General features: G+C 69.5%; 13 protein-coding genes and 1 pseudogene. 2 read left to right on the top strand and 12 right to left on the bottom strand.

Going from position 1 to position 15,235, the window contains the following annotated elements:
* Window positions 1-17: 17 nt before the first annotated feature.
* Together KCH87_RS31490 and KCH87_RS31485 are read right to left on the bottom strand one after the other, a co-directional pair.
* Complete coding sequence (locus tag KCH87_RS31490; RefSeq protein ID WP_210590141.1) at window positions 18-1,313, bottom strand: hypothetical protein; 1,296 nt, start codon at window positions 1,311-1,313, stop codon at window positions 18-20.
* Between the two features lie 112 nt (window positions 1,314-1,425).
* Window positions 1,426-2,004: a TetR/AcrR family transcriptional regulator gene (locus tag KCH87_RS31485; RefSeq protein WP_210590138.1), complete on the bottom strand. Its 579-nt coding sequence runs from the start codon at window positions 2,002-2,004 to the stop codon at window positions 1,426-1,428.
* 120 nt (window positions 2,005-2,124) lie between these two features.
* Here KCH87_RS31485 and KCH87_RS31480 point away from each other — a divergent pair.
* A pseudogene (locus KCH87_RS31480) lies at window positions 2,125-2,553 on the top strand (hypothetical protein); the annotation flags it as partial.
* A gap of 150 nt (window positions 2,554-2,703) precedes the next feature.
* Here the strand turns inward: KCH87_RS31480 and KCH87_RS31475 are convergent.
* From KCH87_RS31475 to iolC, 9 genes are read right to left on the bottom strand one after another with little or no spacing between them, the layout of a single operon-like run.
* Complete coding sequence (locus KCH87_RS31475) at window positions 2,704-3,573, bottom strand: sugar phosphate isomerase/epimerase (RefSeq protein ID WP_210590133.1); 870 nt, start codon at window positions 3,571-3,573, stop codon at window positions 2,704-2,706.
* Window positions 3,570-4,586 (bottom strand): Gfo/Idh/MocA family protein, encoded by a 1,017-nt coding sequence (locus KCH87_RS31470; RefSeq protein ID WP_210590129.1) that lies wholly within the window; start codon window positions 4,584-4,586, stop codon window positions 3,570-3,572. The genes KCH87_RS31475 and KCH87_RS31470 overlap by 4 nt, the downstream gene beginning before the upstream one ends.
* Before the next feature lie 2 nt (window positions 4,587-4,588).
* Window positions 4,589-6,037: a sugar porter family MFS transporter gene (locus KCH87_RS31465; protein WP_210590126.1), complete on the bottom strand. Its 1,449-nt coding sequence runs from the start codon at window positions 6,035-6,037 to the stop codon at window positions 4,589-4,591.
* A 9-nt stretch (window positions 6,038-6,046) separates the two neighbouring features.
* A complete protein-coding gene (locus KCH87_RS31460) occupies window positions 6,047-7,000 on the bottom strand; it encodes a TIM barrel protein (protein ID WP_210590123.1) in 954 nt (317 codons plus the stop codon).
* A gap of 34 nt (window positions 7,001-7,034) precedes the next feature.
* Window positions 7,035-8,531, bottom strand: a complete 1,497-nt coding sequence (locus tag KCH87_RS31455; RefSeq protein ID WP_210590120.1) for a CoA-acylating methylmalonate-semialdehyde dehydrogenase — start codon at window positions 8,529-8,531, stop codon at window positions 7,035-7,037.
* A 12-nt stretch (window positions 8,532-8,543) separates the two neighbouring features.
* Window positions 8,544-10,421, bottom strand: coding sequence for a 3D-(3,5/4)-trihydroxycyclohexane-1,2-dione acylhydrolase (decyclizing) (iolD, locus tag KCH87_RS31450; RefSeq protein WP_210590117.1), 1,878 nt, complete (start codon window positions 10,419-10,421; stop codon window positions 8,544-8,546).
* Window positions 10,421-11,293: a 5-deoxy-glucuronate isomerase gene (gene iolB, locus KCH87_RS31445; RefSeq protein WP_210590114.1), complete on the bottom strand. Its 873-nt coding sequence runs from the start codon at window positions 11,291-11,293 to the stop codon at window positions 10,421-10,423. The genes iolD and iolB overlap by 1 nt, the downstream gene beginning before the upstream one ends.
* Window positions 11,290-12,162 (bottom strand): aldolase, encoded by an 873-nt coding sequence (locus tag KCH87_RS31440; protein WP_210590111.1) that lies wholly within the window; start codon window positions 12,160-12,162, stop codon window positions 11,290-11,292. Before KCH87_RS31440 ends, iolB begins: the two co-directional genes overlap by 4 nt.
* A gap of 4 nt (window positions 12,163-12,166) precedes the next feature.
* Window positions 12,167-13,150 carry a 5-dehydro-2-deoxygluconokinase gene (iolC, locus tag KCH87_RS31435; RefSeq protein ID WP_210590531.1) on the bottom strand — a complete coding sequence of 328 codons (984 nt, stop codon included), beginning with the start codon at window positions 13,148-13,150 and terminating at the stop codon, window positions 12,167-12,169.
* A 205-nt stretch (window positions 13,151-13,355) separates the two neighbouring features.
* Here iolC and KCH87_RS31430 point away from each other — a divergent pair, with 205 nt between their 5' ends.
* Window positions 13,356-14,357: a LacI family DNA-binding transcriptional regulator gene (locus KCH87_RS31430; protein WP_210590529.1), complete on the top strand. Its 1,002-nt coding sequence runs from the start codon at window positions 13,356-13,358 to the stop codon at window positions 14,355-14,357.
* Between the two features lie 67 nt (window positions 14,358-14,424).
* On the opposite strand, the gene KCH87_RS31425 is transcribed toward KCH87_RS31430, so the two are convergent.
* Window positions 14,425-15,235, bottom strand: an 811-nt coding sequence (locus KCH87_RS31425) for an ATP-binding cassette domain-containing protein (protein WP_210590108.1), incomplete at its 5' end; no start/stop codon positions are given.

Here is a 15,235-nt window from a genome sequence, read left to right as displayed (position 1 = left end):
GCTTCGCGATGCGGGTGTCAGTGGGTTTGCGGAGGGGCGACGAGGGTCACCAGGTGACTCGGTTCGGTGCCGTCCGCGGTTGTCAGGGCAGCGGAATGGCCGGCGGGGCGCAGGGTGACGTTCTCCGGGTAGAGCCGGCCGAGCAGGGCCAGTACGACGAGGTCGTCCTGGCCGGTGGCGTCCAGGGTGACGTCGCCTGCTTCCGTCCACACCAGTCCCGGTGTGCGCAGTGCGGACCACACAGCTGCGGTGCGGGGCGCGGCATCGGAGTGTGCGTCGCCGGCGGCGGGGCCCGGTCGGTGGGCGCAGCGGTGGCCGCGCAGGGCCTGGCCGAGGTCGACGCGGGCGGTGGTGCCGTCGTGGGTGATCTCGATGCCGGCGGTGCGGGTCCCGTCGGCGACCGGCTCGGTGACGGTACGGGCGGAGAGCGGGCCGGATGTCGTGGTGGCGGGCGGCAGGTCATCGACGAGGGTGCGGGGTGCGGCGTAGCAATCCTGCACCTCGGCGACATACGTGGCGGTTTCGTCGACGGCCGGGTTGGGGCGCCAGGTCAGCAGGTGCCGGGGCGCGGTCAGGGGCGGCCGGTCGAGGACGGCGGGCAGGGCGGTGCCGCCGCCCGCCTCGAAGCCGTAGCCGGCCGGGCCGGAGGTGCCGGTGACGACGTTGCGGGCGAAGGCCACGATGCTGGTGTGCCGGATCTGGCGGACCAGGAGTTCGGTGAGGAACGCGTCGCGGGCCGGTTCGATGTGCCGCAGTCCGGTTGGTGTGATCAGGAGCGGGACGTCCTGCCAGTTGGTGAAGGGCAGCAGGGCGTCGCGCAGCAGGACGATCTGGTGCAGCCACTCGTTGTAGAGCTGCATCGTGACCGGTCCGCCGCGACGGCGGCGGAGCAGATCGGCTGCGGGAGGGGTGAGCAGGTGGCCGTAGCAATGGCTGCGGACGACCAGCGGACCGGCGGGCAGCGGTACCGGATCGGTGAGCAGCCTCTCCAGTGCCTCGGTGGACCACGAGGCGAGCTCCTGGCCGATCGTCTCGGCCTGCGTGCCCAGTTCACGCGTTGCCGAGGCACTGTCCGGGCCGATGGCCAGCGGGAGGGAGGTCTCCCGGGTGCCGAGAGCGAGTGCCGCGCGGATCTGATCCTCCAGCACCTCGCTGTCGGCGCTGGTGAGGGCGTTGTCATCGATGATGCCCTGTAGCAGCGGCTCGGTGGCGGTGAAGAAGTCGCGGGCTGTCAGGGTGGCGCCGGCCGCGGGGAAGGTGTTCCAGCGGCTGTCGCCGAGAGCGGGCGTACTCGGGGTGGGTGCAGGGGGCATGGGTCCTCCGAAGTCTTCGATGAAGCAGGGGTGGGCGGCGCCAGATCCTGTGCCCGCGCTGGATCCGACGGCTTTTCTGGATCGACTGATACGGAATTCGGGCATGAAAAAGTCAGTCGAGGGCGGCCAGCGCGACCTCCACGAGGGGTTCGAGGGTGCAGACGTCCGGCGTGATCTTCGAGGAGACCAGCAGTCCGTTGAGGAAGGTGACGAGGAAAGCGGCGAGGGTGTGTGGGTCGTGCCGCGGCGCGATCTCGCCCCGCTCCGCCGCGACCCGCAGCACCTCGGCGAGCGCATCCCGGCTGGCGTCCTGCATGTCCCGTACGGTGCGCCGGATCGCCGCATCCTCCGGCAGGCGCTCGCAGGCGGCATTGACCACCAGGCAGCCCCGGCCGTTGTCCTCCACGGCGATACGGACCCGCTCGACCAGCATCGTACGGATCGCCGACCGGGCCTCCGTCCCCTCCTCCAGGCTGCGCAGGGCGGCCGCCGCGAGGGTGGTGCGGTAGTGCTCCAGCGCCGCCCGGTACAGGCCCTCCTTGTCACTGAACGCGGCATACAAGGACCCTTGCCCGATCCCCAACCGCTGGGTCAGGTCGCGCACCGAGGTGGCCTCGTAGCCGCGCGTCCAGAACAGCTCCATCGCGCGGCTCACCGCCGCCTCGGTGTCGAACTCCCGGGTCCTTGCCATGACCCCACCGTAACTTATCTGGATCGCGTGCTCAAGAAAAGGGACTGTGACCGCCCGACCATGCGCTGACCCGCAGGCCGGCCTCACGGCTACTCGTCGTCGGGGTGCTGCACCAGCGCCCGGGAACCCGTGCTCGACCCCTCGTGGCCGGCCAAGGGCGCCCACATCAGCTCCGTCGGAGGTTCCCACGGCCACGAACTCGCCCCGGACACCGTCCGTACCGGATCCCTCTTCGTCGAATGGCCGGGTGTCGCCGCCTCGGTTCCACCGGCCGGGGCCCACGAACTCCAGGGCATCCCGCCACACCGGATCACCCTCCTCGGCTCGGTCCTCGACTGCCACCATCCCGGCCGTCGAGGACCCACCGAGCTGACAGTCTTCAAGTCGACGGGCCACGCCGCGCTCGATGTTGCCGCGGCGGCGGTGGTCCACGACGTCGCCCGCGCCCGCGGCATGGGCACGACCACGGAGATGGAGCGGCCACCACGTGCTGCGACCTCGTCGCCAGTCAGACGGTGGATCGCCGCGCCCCTCTGCGCGGGCGCCTGAACTCCTGGTGCTCCGGCCAGTCCAAGACCCTCCCCAGCCTCGACGGGCTCTCGGCTTTCGGGTGGTGGGTTCGATGAGAGATGTCACCGAGCCCAACCCGATTCCCGTACACCTGGAGGGTGTTTCATTTCGCCCTGACGGGGAGGTCGATCACCCGGCGAGCTCCTTGGTGATGCGGTCGAGCATGAACGCCGAGGAGTCGCGAGCCCGCTCCTCCCAGGCGAAGACACAGGCCGTGGCGACGCCGTCGAAGCCGAGGTCGCGCAGGGTGCCGAAGAAGGCGTTCCAGTCGACCTCGCCCTGGCCTATGTCGAGGTGCTGGTGGATACGGGCCGGGGTGCCGGGCGGGTTGAGGATGTAGCGCAGCCCGCTGGAGCCCTTGTGGTTGAAGGAGTCGGCGACGTGGACGTGCTGGAGCTTGTCGCCCGCGTAGCGCATCATCGCCGCGATGTCGGCGCCGACCTCCGAGGCGCCGGAGAGGTGGAAGGAATGGGGCGCGCAGTAGAGGTAGTTCACCCAGGGCTTGTTGATTGCGCGGACGAGGTCGACGGCGGGGGTGTTCTCCTCGCAGAAGTCGTCCGGGTGGGCCTCCAGGTTGAGTGCGATGCCTTCTCGCTCGAAGAGGGGCAGCAGCTCCTCCATCGAGCGCCAGAACGCGGCCTCGCTCTCGGCGGCGTGTTCGGGGCGGCCGTTGAACTCGCTGTTCATCAGCGGGCATTCGAGGTCGGAGGTGATCTCGATCATGCGCTTCCAGTAGCGGACTGCGGTCTGCCGCTCGGTCTCGTCGGGCGAGGACCACTTGTACAGCGGCAGCACGGAGGAGAGCTGGACGCCGTGTGTGCGCAGGGAGTTCTTCAGTTCCGCGATCCGTTCGTCGTCGGCCCGCGGGTGCAGGAAGAACGGCATGAAGTCGTCGCGGGGTGACAACTCGATGTGCCGGTAGCCGAGTTCGGCGACCGTGCGCACCATGTCGTCGATGGGCAGGGCGCGGAACATGTAGGGGTCGAGGGCGATCTTCACGCGGTTCCTCCGTAGAACGCGGGGCGGGGCTTGAGGTCGGTGGCGATGACGCGGCCCGACTCCAGGGCTTCGACGGTCGCGCTGGTGATGACGGTGGCGGCGTAGCCGTCCCACGCCGAGGGACCGGTGGGCTCGTTGCCGGCGGCGATCTCCGCGATCCACTCGCGGAACTCGGTGTCGAAGGCGTCCGCGAAGCGGGCCACCCAGTCCGTGAGCACCTCCGTGCTGTACTGCCCCGCGCTGCGCAGGCCGACCGCGGCCGGGTCGGGCAGTCGGACGAGGCCCTTCTCGCCGACCGCCTCGCACTGGATGTCGTAGCCGTACTGGCAGTTGACGAAGACCTCCAGGTCGATGCGGACGCCCTTGGCGGTCTCGAAGAGCATGATCTGCGGGTCCTTGAGGTGGGCGAACCGCTTGCTCGTGGCGCGCGGGGTGACTACCTGCGTGGAGATGATCTCGTCGTCGAGCAGCCAGCGCAGGACGTCCACCTCGTGCACGGCCGTGTCGAGGGCGGCCATGGCGGAGGTGTAGGACTCCGGGACGGTGGGGTTGCGGTGGGCGCAGTGCACGATGAGCGGCTCACCGATGCGGCCGGTGTCGATGGCCTGCTTCATCTGCCGGTATCCGGCGTCGTAGCGGCGCATGAAGCCGACCTGGACCAGGCGGCGGCCGTGCGCCGTCTCGGCCTCGATGATCTTCCGGCAGTCCTCGGCCGTCGTCGCGAGGGGCTTCTCGCAGAACACCGGCTTTCCGGCGGCTATCGCGGTCAGCACGTGCTCGGCGTGGGTCGGGCCCCAGGACGTCACGAGGACGGCGTCCACGTCGTCCGCCGCGATCACGGCCGCGCCGTCGGGCAGCACCCGGGCGCCGACCGGCGCCGCCGCCTCCTCCGCGCGGGCCGCGTCGATGTCGGTGACCGCGGTGACGCGGGCGCCGTTGACGGTGTCGGTGAGACGCCGGATGTGCTCCTTGCCGATCCAGCCGGCGCCGATGACTCCTACACGTACGGTCATGGTCATTCCTTATGCGTCAGGGGTCGGGAGAAGCGCGCCCGTAGTTCGGCTTCGAGGGTTTCGAGACTGCGGCCCTTGGTCTCAGGGACGTAGAGCTTGACGAAGGTGAGCGAGAAGAGCCCCGCCACCACGAAGAGGAAGAAGGTGTTGGAGATCCCGATCCCCGACACCAGGGACGGGAAGACGAGACCGATCACGAAGTTGGTCAGCCACAGCACCACCGCCGCGACACCCATCCCGAAGCCGCGCATCCTCATCGGGAAGATCTCCGACAGCATCAGCCAGGTCACCGGCGAGATGGCGCCCTGCTGGAAGGCGAGAAAGGTGACCGTCATGGCGAGCACGGCAAAGGCCCGGGCGTCGCCCGAGGGCAGCAGCAGGGAGAAGACTCCGATGAGCAACAGGGCGGCTGTCGTGCCGATCTGACCGGTCATCAGCATCGGGCGGCGGTTGACGCGGCCCAGCAGCCAGATGCCGACGAAGGTGGCGAGCACCGAGATGACCCCGTTGGCGATGTTCGCGGTCAGTGCGCTGTCGGAGGCGAAGCCGGCGTCGGTGAGGATCTGGGTGCCGTAGTACATGATCGTGTTGACGCCGGTGATCTGCTGCACGATCGCGATGCCGAAGCCGACGAACATGAGCCTGCGCAGCCACGGCGTGGTCCGCATGTCCTGCCAGCCGCCCAGCTTCTGCTGGTTCTCCTTGACCGCGAGCGCGGAGACTTCGGCGAGTTCGGCCTCGGCGCGCTGCTGGGAGCGGACCTGCTTGAGCACGTCGAGGGCCTCGCCGAAGCGGGTCTTCGAGGCCAGCCAGCGCGGGCTCTCGGGCATGACCAGCATGCCGAACCAGAGCACGACGGCGGGCACGGTGGCCAGGACGAGCATGTAGCGCCACACTCCGCCCGACTCACCACCCACCCGGGCGATGACGGCATTGGAGGTGAAGGCCAGCAACTGACCGCTGACGATCATGAGTTCGTTGCGGGTGACGAGTGCGCCGCGCCGTTCGGCTGGGGAGACCTCGGCGAGGTAGACGGGCACGGTCACCGAGGCACCGCCGACCGCGAGGCCCAGCACGAAGCGGGCCACCACCATGACGGCGGTGTTCGGCGCGAGCGTGCAGCCGAGTGCGCCGACGAAGAACACCACGGCGAGGACGAGGATCGTACGGCGCCGTCCCCGCGCGTCCGACAACCGCCCGCCGGTCACCGCACCCAGCGCCGCACCCAGCAGGAGCGAGCTGGTGACCATGCCCTCGGTGACCGGCGTCAGGCCCAGGTCGTCGGTCATGTAGGGCAGGGCGCCGTTGATGACGCCGGTGTCGTAGCCGAAGAGGAGTCCGCCGAAGGTGGCGATGACGGTGATGAGCCGCAGCCGGCGGGAGACCGTCCGCGGGGCGGCCCCGGCGGGCGCGGCGGTGGCTGCCTGTGTCGCGTCGTCCCTGACGTCCATGGCAGCCTCCTATCGGGCGGGGTTCGGGCGACGGGTACCCGTCAGCCCGCAGCCGGCCAGGTGCTCACGGGTGCTGACCGCGATGGGTAGCGGTACCTCGGGAGCGCACGGGTACAGGTCCTGCTCGACGATCACGAACAACTCGGCGTCCAGCTTGGCGAGTTCGGCCACCACATCGGTCGGGTTCGGCACTCCGGCCGGGGGCGAGACGCACACCCCGCGCTTGACGGCCTCACCGAACGACAGGTCCTCGGCCGCGACTTGGGCCAGCACCTCGGGATCCATCTGCTTGATGTGGACGTAGCCCACCCGCTCGCCGAAGCGGCGGATCAGGTCCAGGTTGTCGCCGCCGCCGTAGGCGACGTGTCCGGTGTCCAGGCACAGGTTGGTGAAGCGGGAGTCCGACTCGTTGAGCAGCCGCTCGATCTCCGGCTGGGTCTGGATGTGGCTGTCGGCGTGCGGATGGACGACCAGCCGTACGTCGTACTCGTCGAGCAGCAACTTGCCGAGCCGGTCGGCGGCGCGGCCGAAGCCCGCCCACTGGACGGCGGTCAGCTCGGGCGACTCGGTGAACGCTCCGGTCTTCTCATCCCGGTACATGGGCGGGATGAGGACAAGGTGGTGCGCGCCGGCGGCAGCGGTCAGCGCGGCGACCTGACGGACATGGGCGAGCATCTCGTCCCACCCTTCCGGCCGGTGCAGCGCACCGAACGCGGTACCGCCGGAGACCTGTAGCCCACGGGCGTCCAGCTCTTCCTTCAGCCGCTGCGGGTCGGTGGGGAGGTAGCCGTAGGGGCCCAGCTCCAGCCACTGGTAGCCGGCGGCGGCAAGCTCGTCGAGGAAGCGCGTGTACGACACCTGGTGCTCGTCCTCGGGGAACCAGATGCCCCAGGAGTCGGGAGCGGAGCCCAGGCACAGGTTGCCGACGGTGGTGCGGAGCGGGGTTGTTGGCGCCGTTGCCATGACGTGTCCTTCGGGGATGGGGGGACAGGGAAACTCAGTTGGAGGTGGGGAAGTCGAAGCCGGCGGTGACCTGTTGGGCCCGCTGGGGCCAGCGCGTGGTGACGACCTTCGGCCGGGTGTAGAAGCGGATGCCTTCGGGGCCGTGGATGGGGGAGTCGCCGATGAGGGAGTCCTTCCAGCCGCCGAAGGAGTAGTACGACATCGGCACAGGCACCGGCACGTTGACGCCGATCATGCCGACCGTGACGTTGCGCTGGAAGCGGCGCGCTGCCTCGCCGGAGGCGGTGAACAGCGCGGTGCCGTTGCCGTACGGGTTGGCGTTGATGACGGCGACGGCCTCATCGAGCGTGTCGACGCGGACGATCGCGAGGACAGGGCCGAAGAGTTCGTCCCGGTAGGCGTCCATCTCGGCGGTGACATGGTCGAGGAGGGAGGGGCCGGTGAAGAAGCCGTCCTCGTGCCCGTCGATCTTCAGCCCGCGGCCGTCGACGACGACGGTGGCGCCCTGCTCGGTGGCCGTGGCGACGGCGTTCTCGACGCGCTCCTGCGCGACCTTGGTGATCAGCGGTCCCATCTCCACGCCGGGAACGTGGCCAGGGCCGACCTTCACCTCGCGGGCCTTGCGTTCCAGCACCTCCACCAGTGCGTCGGCGGCGTCGCCGACCGCGACGGCCACCGACACCGCCATGCAGCGTTCGCCGGCGGAGCCGTAGGCGCCGGCGGTGATGTGGTTGGCGGCGAACTCCAGGTCGGCGTCGGGCAGGACGACGGCGTGGTTCTTGGCACCGCCGAGGGCCTGGACCCGCTTGCCGTGCGAAGTGGCCTGCTCGTGTACGTACTTGGCGATCGGTGTCGACCCGACGAAGGAGACGGCTTCGATGCCGGGGTGGGTGAGGATCGCGTCGACCGCGTCCTTGCCGCCGTGGACGACGTTGAACACGCCGTCCGGCAGACCGGCCTTCTTGTACAGGTCGGCGACGAAGTTGGCGGCCGACGGGTCGCGTTCGCTGGGCTTGAGGATGAAGGTGTTGCCGGTCGCGATGGCGATCGGGTGCATCCACAGGGGCACCATGGCGGGGAAGTTGAAGGGCGTGATGCCCGCGACGACGCCCAGCGGCTGCCGGAAGTTGTGGACGTCGACGCCGCGGGAGACCTGGTCGGAGAAGGATCCCTTCAACACGTCGCCGAGTCCGCAGGCGAACTCCACGACCTCCCGGCCGCGGGTGATCTCGCCGCGGGCGTCGTCGACGGTCTTGCCGTGCTCGGCGGAGATGATCCGGCCGAGTTCTTCCTCGTGCTCGACGAGGAGCTGGCGGAAGGCGAACATGACCTGGGTGCGCTGGGTCAGCGAGGACTCCGACCAGGTCTCGAAGGCTGCGGAGGCAGCCTGGACGGCGGTGTCCACGTCGGCCGGGCCGCCCAGGATCACCTGGGCCTGCTCGGCGCCGGTGGCCGGGTTGAACACCGGCTGGGTGTTGGCGGCGGAGCCCTGGGCGGGGCTGCCGTTGATCCAGTGCGGGATGGTCTTCACGTGAGGGTGTCCTTACAGGTAGTGCCGCTGGGCTTGCTTGTGGGCTGCGTACGTCTCGTACGCGGTGCGGGTGGACTCCAGCGCGGAGGTCTGGCCGACCGGCACGTCCCACCAGCCGTGGCCGGGCGGGTTGGGCCCGTACAAGTCGGTCTCGACGTGGACGACGGTGGTCCGATGGGCGGCCTTCGCCTTCTCCATCGCCGTACGGAACTCGTCGACGGAGGCGGCGTGCAGCACGTCGGCACCCAGCGAAGAGGCGTTGGCGGCCAGGTCGACGGGGAGTACGTCACCGTCGAGCAGTCCCGAATCCCCGTCCCGGAAGCGGTACTTGGTGCCGAACCGCTGCGAACCCAGTGATTCCGAAAGCGAGCCGATGGAGGCGAATCCATGGTTCTGGACGAGGACGACGATGACTTTCAGGCCCTCGGAGACCATGGTCGCGATCTCCTGGGCCATCATCAGATACGAGCCGTCACCCACGAGTACGACGACCTCGCGGGTGGCGTCGGCCATCTTGACGCCGACACCGGCGGCGATCTCGTAGCCCATGCAGGAGTACGCGTACTCCACGTGATAGGCCTTGGGATCCCGGGCGCGCCAGAGTTGTTGGAGGTCTCCGGGCATGGACCCGGCCGCGTTGATCACTACAGCGCGGTCGTCCAGGACCTCGTTGAGTGCGCCGAGGATCTCGGTCTGGGCGGGCAGGGGGTCATGGCCGACGGTGAAACAGCGGTCCTCGATCTCCCGGTTGCGGGCGATCAGTTGGCGGGTCCTTGTCCGGTAGGACGGGTCGACTTCCCAGTCCGTCAGCGCGCCCGCGAGGGCCTGTATGCCGAGCCGTGCGTCGGCCACCAGCGGTTCCGCCGAGTGCTTGACGGCGTCCAGGCGGGCCACGTTGAGGTTGACGAAGGTGACGTCCGGGTTGCCGAAGACGGTGTGGCTGGCGGTGGTGAAGTCGGAGTAGCGGGTGCCGATGCCGAGCACGACATCGGATTCGCGAGCCAGTTCATTGGCCGCGTACGAGCCCGTCGAGCCGATGCCGCCCACCGCTTGCGGGTGGTCCCACGGCACCGTGCCCTTGCCCGCGTGTGTGTCCGCGACCGGGATGCCGGTGGCCTCGGCGAAGGCGCGCAGCGCGGTCTCGGCACCGGAGTACACAGCACCCCCACCGGCCACGACGAGCGGCTTCTTCGCGCCGCGCAGCAGCCGTGCCGCCCGTTCGACGGCGGCCGGCTCCGGGACCGGGCGGCCCACGTGCCAGACCCGCCGCCGGAAGAAGGCGAGTGGCCAGTCGTACGCCTCCGCCTGCACGTCCTGCGGCAGGGCGAGGGTGACCGCGCCGGTCTCCACCGGGTCGGTCAGCACCCGCATCGCGGCCAGGGCGGCCGGGATCAGCTGCTCGGGACGCGAGACGCGGTCGAAGTACTTCGATACGGCGCGGAAAGCGTCGTTGACTGTGACGTCCCCGCCCCGGGTGTCCTCCAGTTGCTGGAGCACCGGGTCGGCGGCCCGGGTCGCGAACATGTCGCTGGGCAGCAGCAGAACGGGGAGCCGGTTGGTCGTCGCCAGAGCCGCCCCGGTGATCATGTTCGTGGAGCCGGGGCCGGTCGACGCCGTACAGGCGAAGGTGGCGAGCCGGTCGCGCATCTTGGCGTAGGCGACGGAGGCGTGCACCATGCCCTGTTCGTTGCGGGCCAGGTAGTAGGGCAGATCGGCCTCTTGGGTGACAGCGGCCTGTAGCAGTGCCTGTCCGATGCCGGCGACGTTGCCGTGCCCGAAGATGCCCCAGACCCCGGGGATCAGCCGCTGCTCCTGGCCGTCGCGCTCGCTGTACTGGTTGGCCAGGAAACGCACGAGCGCCTGGGCGGTGGTGAGCCTGATCGTTTCCATCACTCGGTCTCCTCGGCTCCGAACGGCAGCCGGTCATCGATGTCCTGCGAGTCCCACGTCGTGCGCACCCAGCCGTGGGCGGGGTCGTCGCAGATCAGCCAGGCGCGGTCCTGGCCCGGTCCTGCCATGACGTTGAGGTAGTAGAGGTCGTAGCCGGGCGCCGCGATTGACGGGCCGTGCCAGCCGTGCGGGATCAGCACGGTGTCGCCGGAGCGGACCTCGGCGAGCACATCGATCGGCCGCTCCACGGTGCCGTAGACCCGCTGGTAGCCGAAGCCGCCTTCGCCAGCGACCTCGAAGTAGTAGATCTCCTCCAGCTCCGACTCGACACCCGGCCGGGCCTCGTCGTGCTTGTGGGGTGGGTAGGAGGACCAGTTGCCGCCGGGTGTGAGCACCTCGCACACCAGCAGCTGCTCGGCCGCGAAGGTGCCGGGCAGGCAGTAGTTGTTGACCTGGCGGGAGCAGGCTCCGGCGCCGCGCAGTTCGACCGGCACGTCCTCCTTGGGCCCGTACCGAGCGGAGAGTGAGCTCCGCTCGGTACGGGCGGAGGGCAGCGCGTACGTCCCACCGTGCGCGCTGCTGATCAGGGCCTCCGACTCGCGGGGGAGGTAGGCGAAGTCGGTGGCTGAGGCGAACACGCCTGTCCGGCCGGCGAGTTCGAACACCCTGCCGTCCGTGGTGACGGTGCAGGAGCCCGTCAGCGGCAGGACCAGGAACTCGGACTCTCCGGTGGACAGGGTGTGCGCCTCGCCCGGCCCCAGGGTCAGGATCCTGAGGCCGGAGTATCCCCAGCCCGCCGACTCGGGCGTGATCACAAGGTCGTAGGGCACGTCGGCCGAAGCCCCCTTTGGCAGGTGGTACTTGCTGCTCACAGCAGGCTCACCGCCTTGTCGACCGCGCCGGCGACGTCGCCGCTGGAGGGATAGAGCAGGGAGCGGCCGACGACCAGGCCCTGTGCGGTGGGCTGTTTGAGGGCCTTGCCCCAGGACGCGAAGGCCGCTTCGGGGTCGCTGACCTCGCCGCCCAACAGCAGTGCCGGGAAGGTGGAGGAGGCCAGGACGCGTTCCATGTCGTCGACGACGGGCAGTTTCAGCCAGGTGTAGGCGGTGCGACGGCCCAGACCCGAGGCGATGGTGATCGACTTGACGACGGCGTCCGTCGAGAGGTCGTTGCGGATCCTGCCGTCCTGCCAGGTCGAGAGGAACGGCTCGATCATGGCGATGAGTTGACGGTCGTTCAGCTCATTGACGGCGCGGGCGGTGGTCTCCAGGGCCGAGGGCGTCGCCGGGTCGTCGAGGGCGATACGGGTGAGCATCTTGCCGCCGTCGAAGCCCATCGCGGCGATCGTCCCGGCGTCGTACCCGGTGAAACGGTCGTCGATCTCGAAGGCGGAGCCTGCGAGGCCGGCGCGGTTCATGGAGCCGAAGACGCTCTTGCCGTCGAGGACGCCGAGCAGCAGCAGGTCCTCCAGGATGTCGGCGGTGCCGAGGACACCTGTGACGCCGGGCCGCTCCAGAGCCGTGCACAGGCGGTCGAGCAACTCGAAGCGGTCGGCCATCGCGGTGGGGTCGGCGCCGACGCCGTTGGCGCCGCGGGCGGGGTGGTCGGCCGCGACGATCATCGCCTTGCCGTGGGCGCCGAGGAGCGAGGAGGCTTTCACACGGCGCGCTGCCGCCGTCGCGATGGCGCCGGGGTCGTTGACCCGGGCGTCGACGATCCGGCTCAGCTTGTCGGACGGCACGTCGTCACGCCTTTCGTTCGATGGGGGTGGTGGTCGCCTCGCCGAGCTTGGCGTCAACCTCGTCCTCGGTGGGCATCGCGTCGGAGCAGGAGAGCCGCCCCGCGACGAGGGCGCCGGCCGCGTTGGCGAAGGCGACCGTGCGGCGGGTGTCCCAGCCGGAGAGCAGACCGTGGCAGAGCGCGCCGCCGAAGGCGTCACCGGCACCGAGCCCGTTGACGACGTCCACCGGGACCGGTGGTATTTCGGCGGCCGAACCGTCCCGGTCCATGGCCAGGACGCCCTTCGGGCCCTGCTTCACCACGGCCAGCTCCACGCCGGCGGCGAGTAGCGCCTTCGCGGCGGCGTACGGCTCACGCTCACCGGTGGCGACGTCGCACTCGTCGAGGTTGCCGACGGCGACGGTGGTGTGGCGCAGGGCCTCCGCGTAGTAGGTGCGGGCTTGGTCCGCGTCGGCCCAGGCTGTGCCTTTCCAAAACGCCGGCCGCCAGTCCAGGTCGAAGACCGTCCGGCCGGACTTCGCCCGGTGCGCCAGCGCGGCGAGCGTGGCCGAGCGGCTCGGCTCCTCGCTCAGCCCCGTGCCGGTGATCCAGAAGATTTGTGCGTCGCGGATCGCGTCCAGGTCCAGCTCGCCCGGCTGGATGTCCAGGTCGGGAGCCTTCGGCAGGCGGTAGAAGTACAGCGGGAAGTCGTCCGGCGGGAAGATCTCGCAGAACGTCACCGGCGTCGGCGCGATGTCCGACGTACCGACGAACCGGCTGTCGACGCCGTAACCCTCCAGGGCCGTACGGACGAAGTCCCCGAACGGGTCCCGGCCCGTCTTCGTGATCACGGCCGACGAGCGGCCGTACCGAGCGGCGGCCACGGCGACATTGGTCGGGCTGCCACCCAGGTACTTGCCGAACGACGTGACCTCCGCCAGCCCCACACCCGTCTGGAGCGGGTACACATCCACCCCCACGCGGCCCATGGTCAGCACTTCGAACGGCATCACGCTGGTTTCCTTTTCGTGCCAGAGACGGGGATTCTCAAAGGTTCGCTAACGCGCTCTACTAGCGCGCTCTAGTCTGTGTACGATGACCCCTGTCCAAATGTCATGTCAATACCTTGTTGCTGGGAGATTTCGAGAGGGCCGTAGGGTGGGCACGTCGAAGGGTGGATCACAGGTGGATGCGTCGGGAAAGCGGCGGCCCACGATGGTGGACGTCGCCGCGAAAGCGGGGGTGTCCCGGGCGCTCGTCTCGATCATCTTCCGCGGTCAGCCAGGGGCGAGCGAGGAGACCCGGGAGCGCGTGCTGCGGGTCGCCGACGAAATCGGCTACCACCCCGACAGCGCGGCCCGGCTGCTGGCCCGCGGCCGGAGCCGCACGCTCGGCGTGATGTTCACCGTGCACCAGACCTTCCACGCGGACCTCATCCAGGGGATATACCCCGAGGCCGAACGCCTCGGCTACGACGTCCTGCTCTCCGCGGCCACCGATGGCCGTAGCGAGGCGAAGGCGGCCGAGGCGCTGCTCAGTCACCGCTGCGAGGCGCTGATCCTGCTCGGCCCCGAGGCCGAGGCCAGGTATCTCGACGAACTCGGACACCGGGTGGTGACCGTCTCGGTCAGCCGCCGAGTGCCCCGCGCCCGCGTGGACTTCGTGCACAGCGCCGAGGGCAAGGGTGTGCAGCAGGCCATGGAGCATCTCGTCGAACTGGGGCACCGCAGGATCGTGCACATCGACGGCGGCCGGGGACCCGGATCGGCCGAGCGGCGGCGTGCCTACCGGGCCGCGATGCGCCGGCACGGGCTGGAGTCCGAGGTGCGGGTGATCCCCGGGGAGCACACGGAGGAGTCGGGCATCGAGACGGGCCGACTTCTCCTGGCGGAGCGCGATCAGGGGCAACGCCTGCCGACGGCGGTCCTCGCGGGCAACGACCGGTGTGCGTGGGGCCTGTTGATGGCGTTGACGCGGGCGGGCGTTGATGTCCCACGCGATATGTCCGTCGTCGGGTACGACGACAGCCACCTCTCCCATCTGATGCCGATCGGTCTGACCACCGTCCGCCAGGACGCTGCTCTCATGGCAGAGCACGCCGTGCGGTTCGCCGTGCAGCGGCTGGAGAATCCGGAGCTGGAAGCCCGGGAGGCAGTGCTGGACCCGAAGCTGGTGGTACGAGGCACCAGTGACGCGGCACCGGACACGTCGTTCTGACGTCGGCCAACGGGGCAAGTCCCCCAGCAGTTGGGGCTTTTGGCCTTGCCCTGCTGGGGATATGCCGCTACAGGGCTGCGAGGTCTTTCTCATCGGGGAGTTCTTCGACGTCGACGCCGCGTACCTGGGACAACTCGTGCTTGAGGGCGGCGAGTTCGGTGCCGCCGGCCATGTGGTTGGTGAGTTCTTCGAGGCTGATGTCGTCGCGGGAGGCGTTCAGTTCCATGGTTCCGAGGCGCAGGACGCTGAAGTGGTCGCCGACCATGTAGGCGTGGTGGGGGTTGTGGGTGATGAAGATGACGCCGAGGCCGCGCTCGCGGGCGGCGGCGACGTACTTGAGGACGACACCGGACTGCTTGACGCCGAGGGCGGCGGTGGGCTCGTCGAGGATGAGGACGCGGGCGCCGAAGTAGACGGCGCGGGCGATCGCCACGCACTGGCGCTGGCCGCCGGAGAGGGTGCCGATGGGCTGTTCCAGGTTGTCCAGGAGGATGCCCATGTTGCGCAGTTCCTCGTCGGCGGTCTTCTTCATCTTCTCGATGTCGAGACGGCGGACGGGCCAGGGGCCCTTGGTCATCTCGGAGCCGAGGAAGAAGTTGCGCCACACCGGCATCAGGGGGACCACGGCGAGGTCCTGGTAGACGGTCGCGATGCCGCGGTCGAGAGCCTGGCGCGGGGTGGAGAAGTGCACCGGTTCGCCGTCGACGAGGAACTCGCCCTCGGTGTGCTGGTGCAGCCCGGAAATGATTTTGATCAGGGTGGACTTGCCGGCGCCGTTGTCGCCCAGCACGCAGGTGACGTTGCCGGGATGGACCCTCAGGTTGACCCCGTGCAGGGCATGGATGTTGCCGTAGGCCTTGCCCGCGTTGCGCAGCTCC

The organism is Streptomyces sp. GESEQ-35, assembly GCF_017948485.1.
Taxonomy (GTDB): Bacteria; Actinomycetota; Actinomycetes; order Streptomycetales; family Streptomycetaceae; genus Streptomyces.
This window is presented reverse-complemented; position numbering and strand designations above follow the sequence as displayed.

What these genes read in the sequence shown, in the direction of transcription:
- KCH87_RS31430 (WP_210590529.1), top strand. Translation starts at nt 13,356, where the DNA reads ATGGTGGACGTCGCCGCGAAAGCGGGGGTGTCCCGGGCGCTCGTCTCG.
- KCH87_RS31460 (WP_210590123.1), bottom strand. Translation starts at nt 7,000, where the DNA reads ATGGCAACGGCGCCAACAACCCCGCTCCGCACCACCGTCGGCAACCTG.
- KCH87_RS31485 (WP_210590138.1), bottom strand. Translation starts at nt 2,004, where the DNA reads ATGGCAAGGACCCGGGAGTTCGACACCGAGGCGGCGGTGAGCCGCGCG.
- KCH87_RS31465 (WP_210590126.1), bottom strand. Translation starts at nt 6,037, where the DNA reads ATGGACGTCAGGGACGACGCGACACAGGCAGCCACCGCCGCGCCCGCC.
- iolD (WP_210590117.1), bottom strand. Translation starts at nt 10,421, where the DNA reads ATGGAAACGATCAGGCTCACCACCGCCCAGGCGCTCGTGCGTTTCCTG.
- KCH87_RS31470 (WP_210590129.1), bottom strand. Translation starts at nt 4,586, where the DNA reads ATGACCGTACGTGTAGGAGTCATCGGCGCCGGCTGGATCGGCAAGGAG.
- iolC (WP_210590531.1), bottom strand. Translation starts at nt 13,150, where the DNA reads ATGCCGTTCGAAGTGCTGACCATGGGCCGCGTGGGGGTGGATGTGTAC.
- KCH87_RS31490 (WP_210590141.1), bottom strand. Translation starts at nt 1,313, where the DNA reads ATGCCCCCTGCACCCACCCCGAGTACGCCCGCTCTCGGCGACAGCCGC.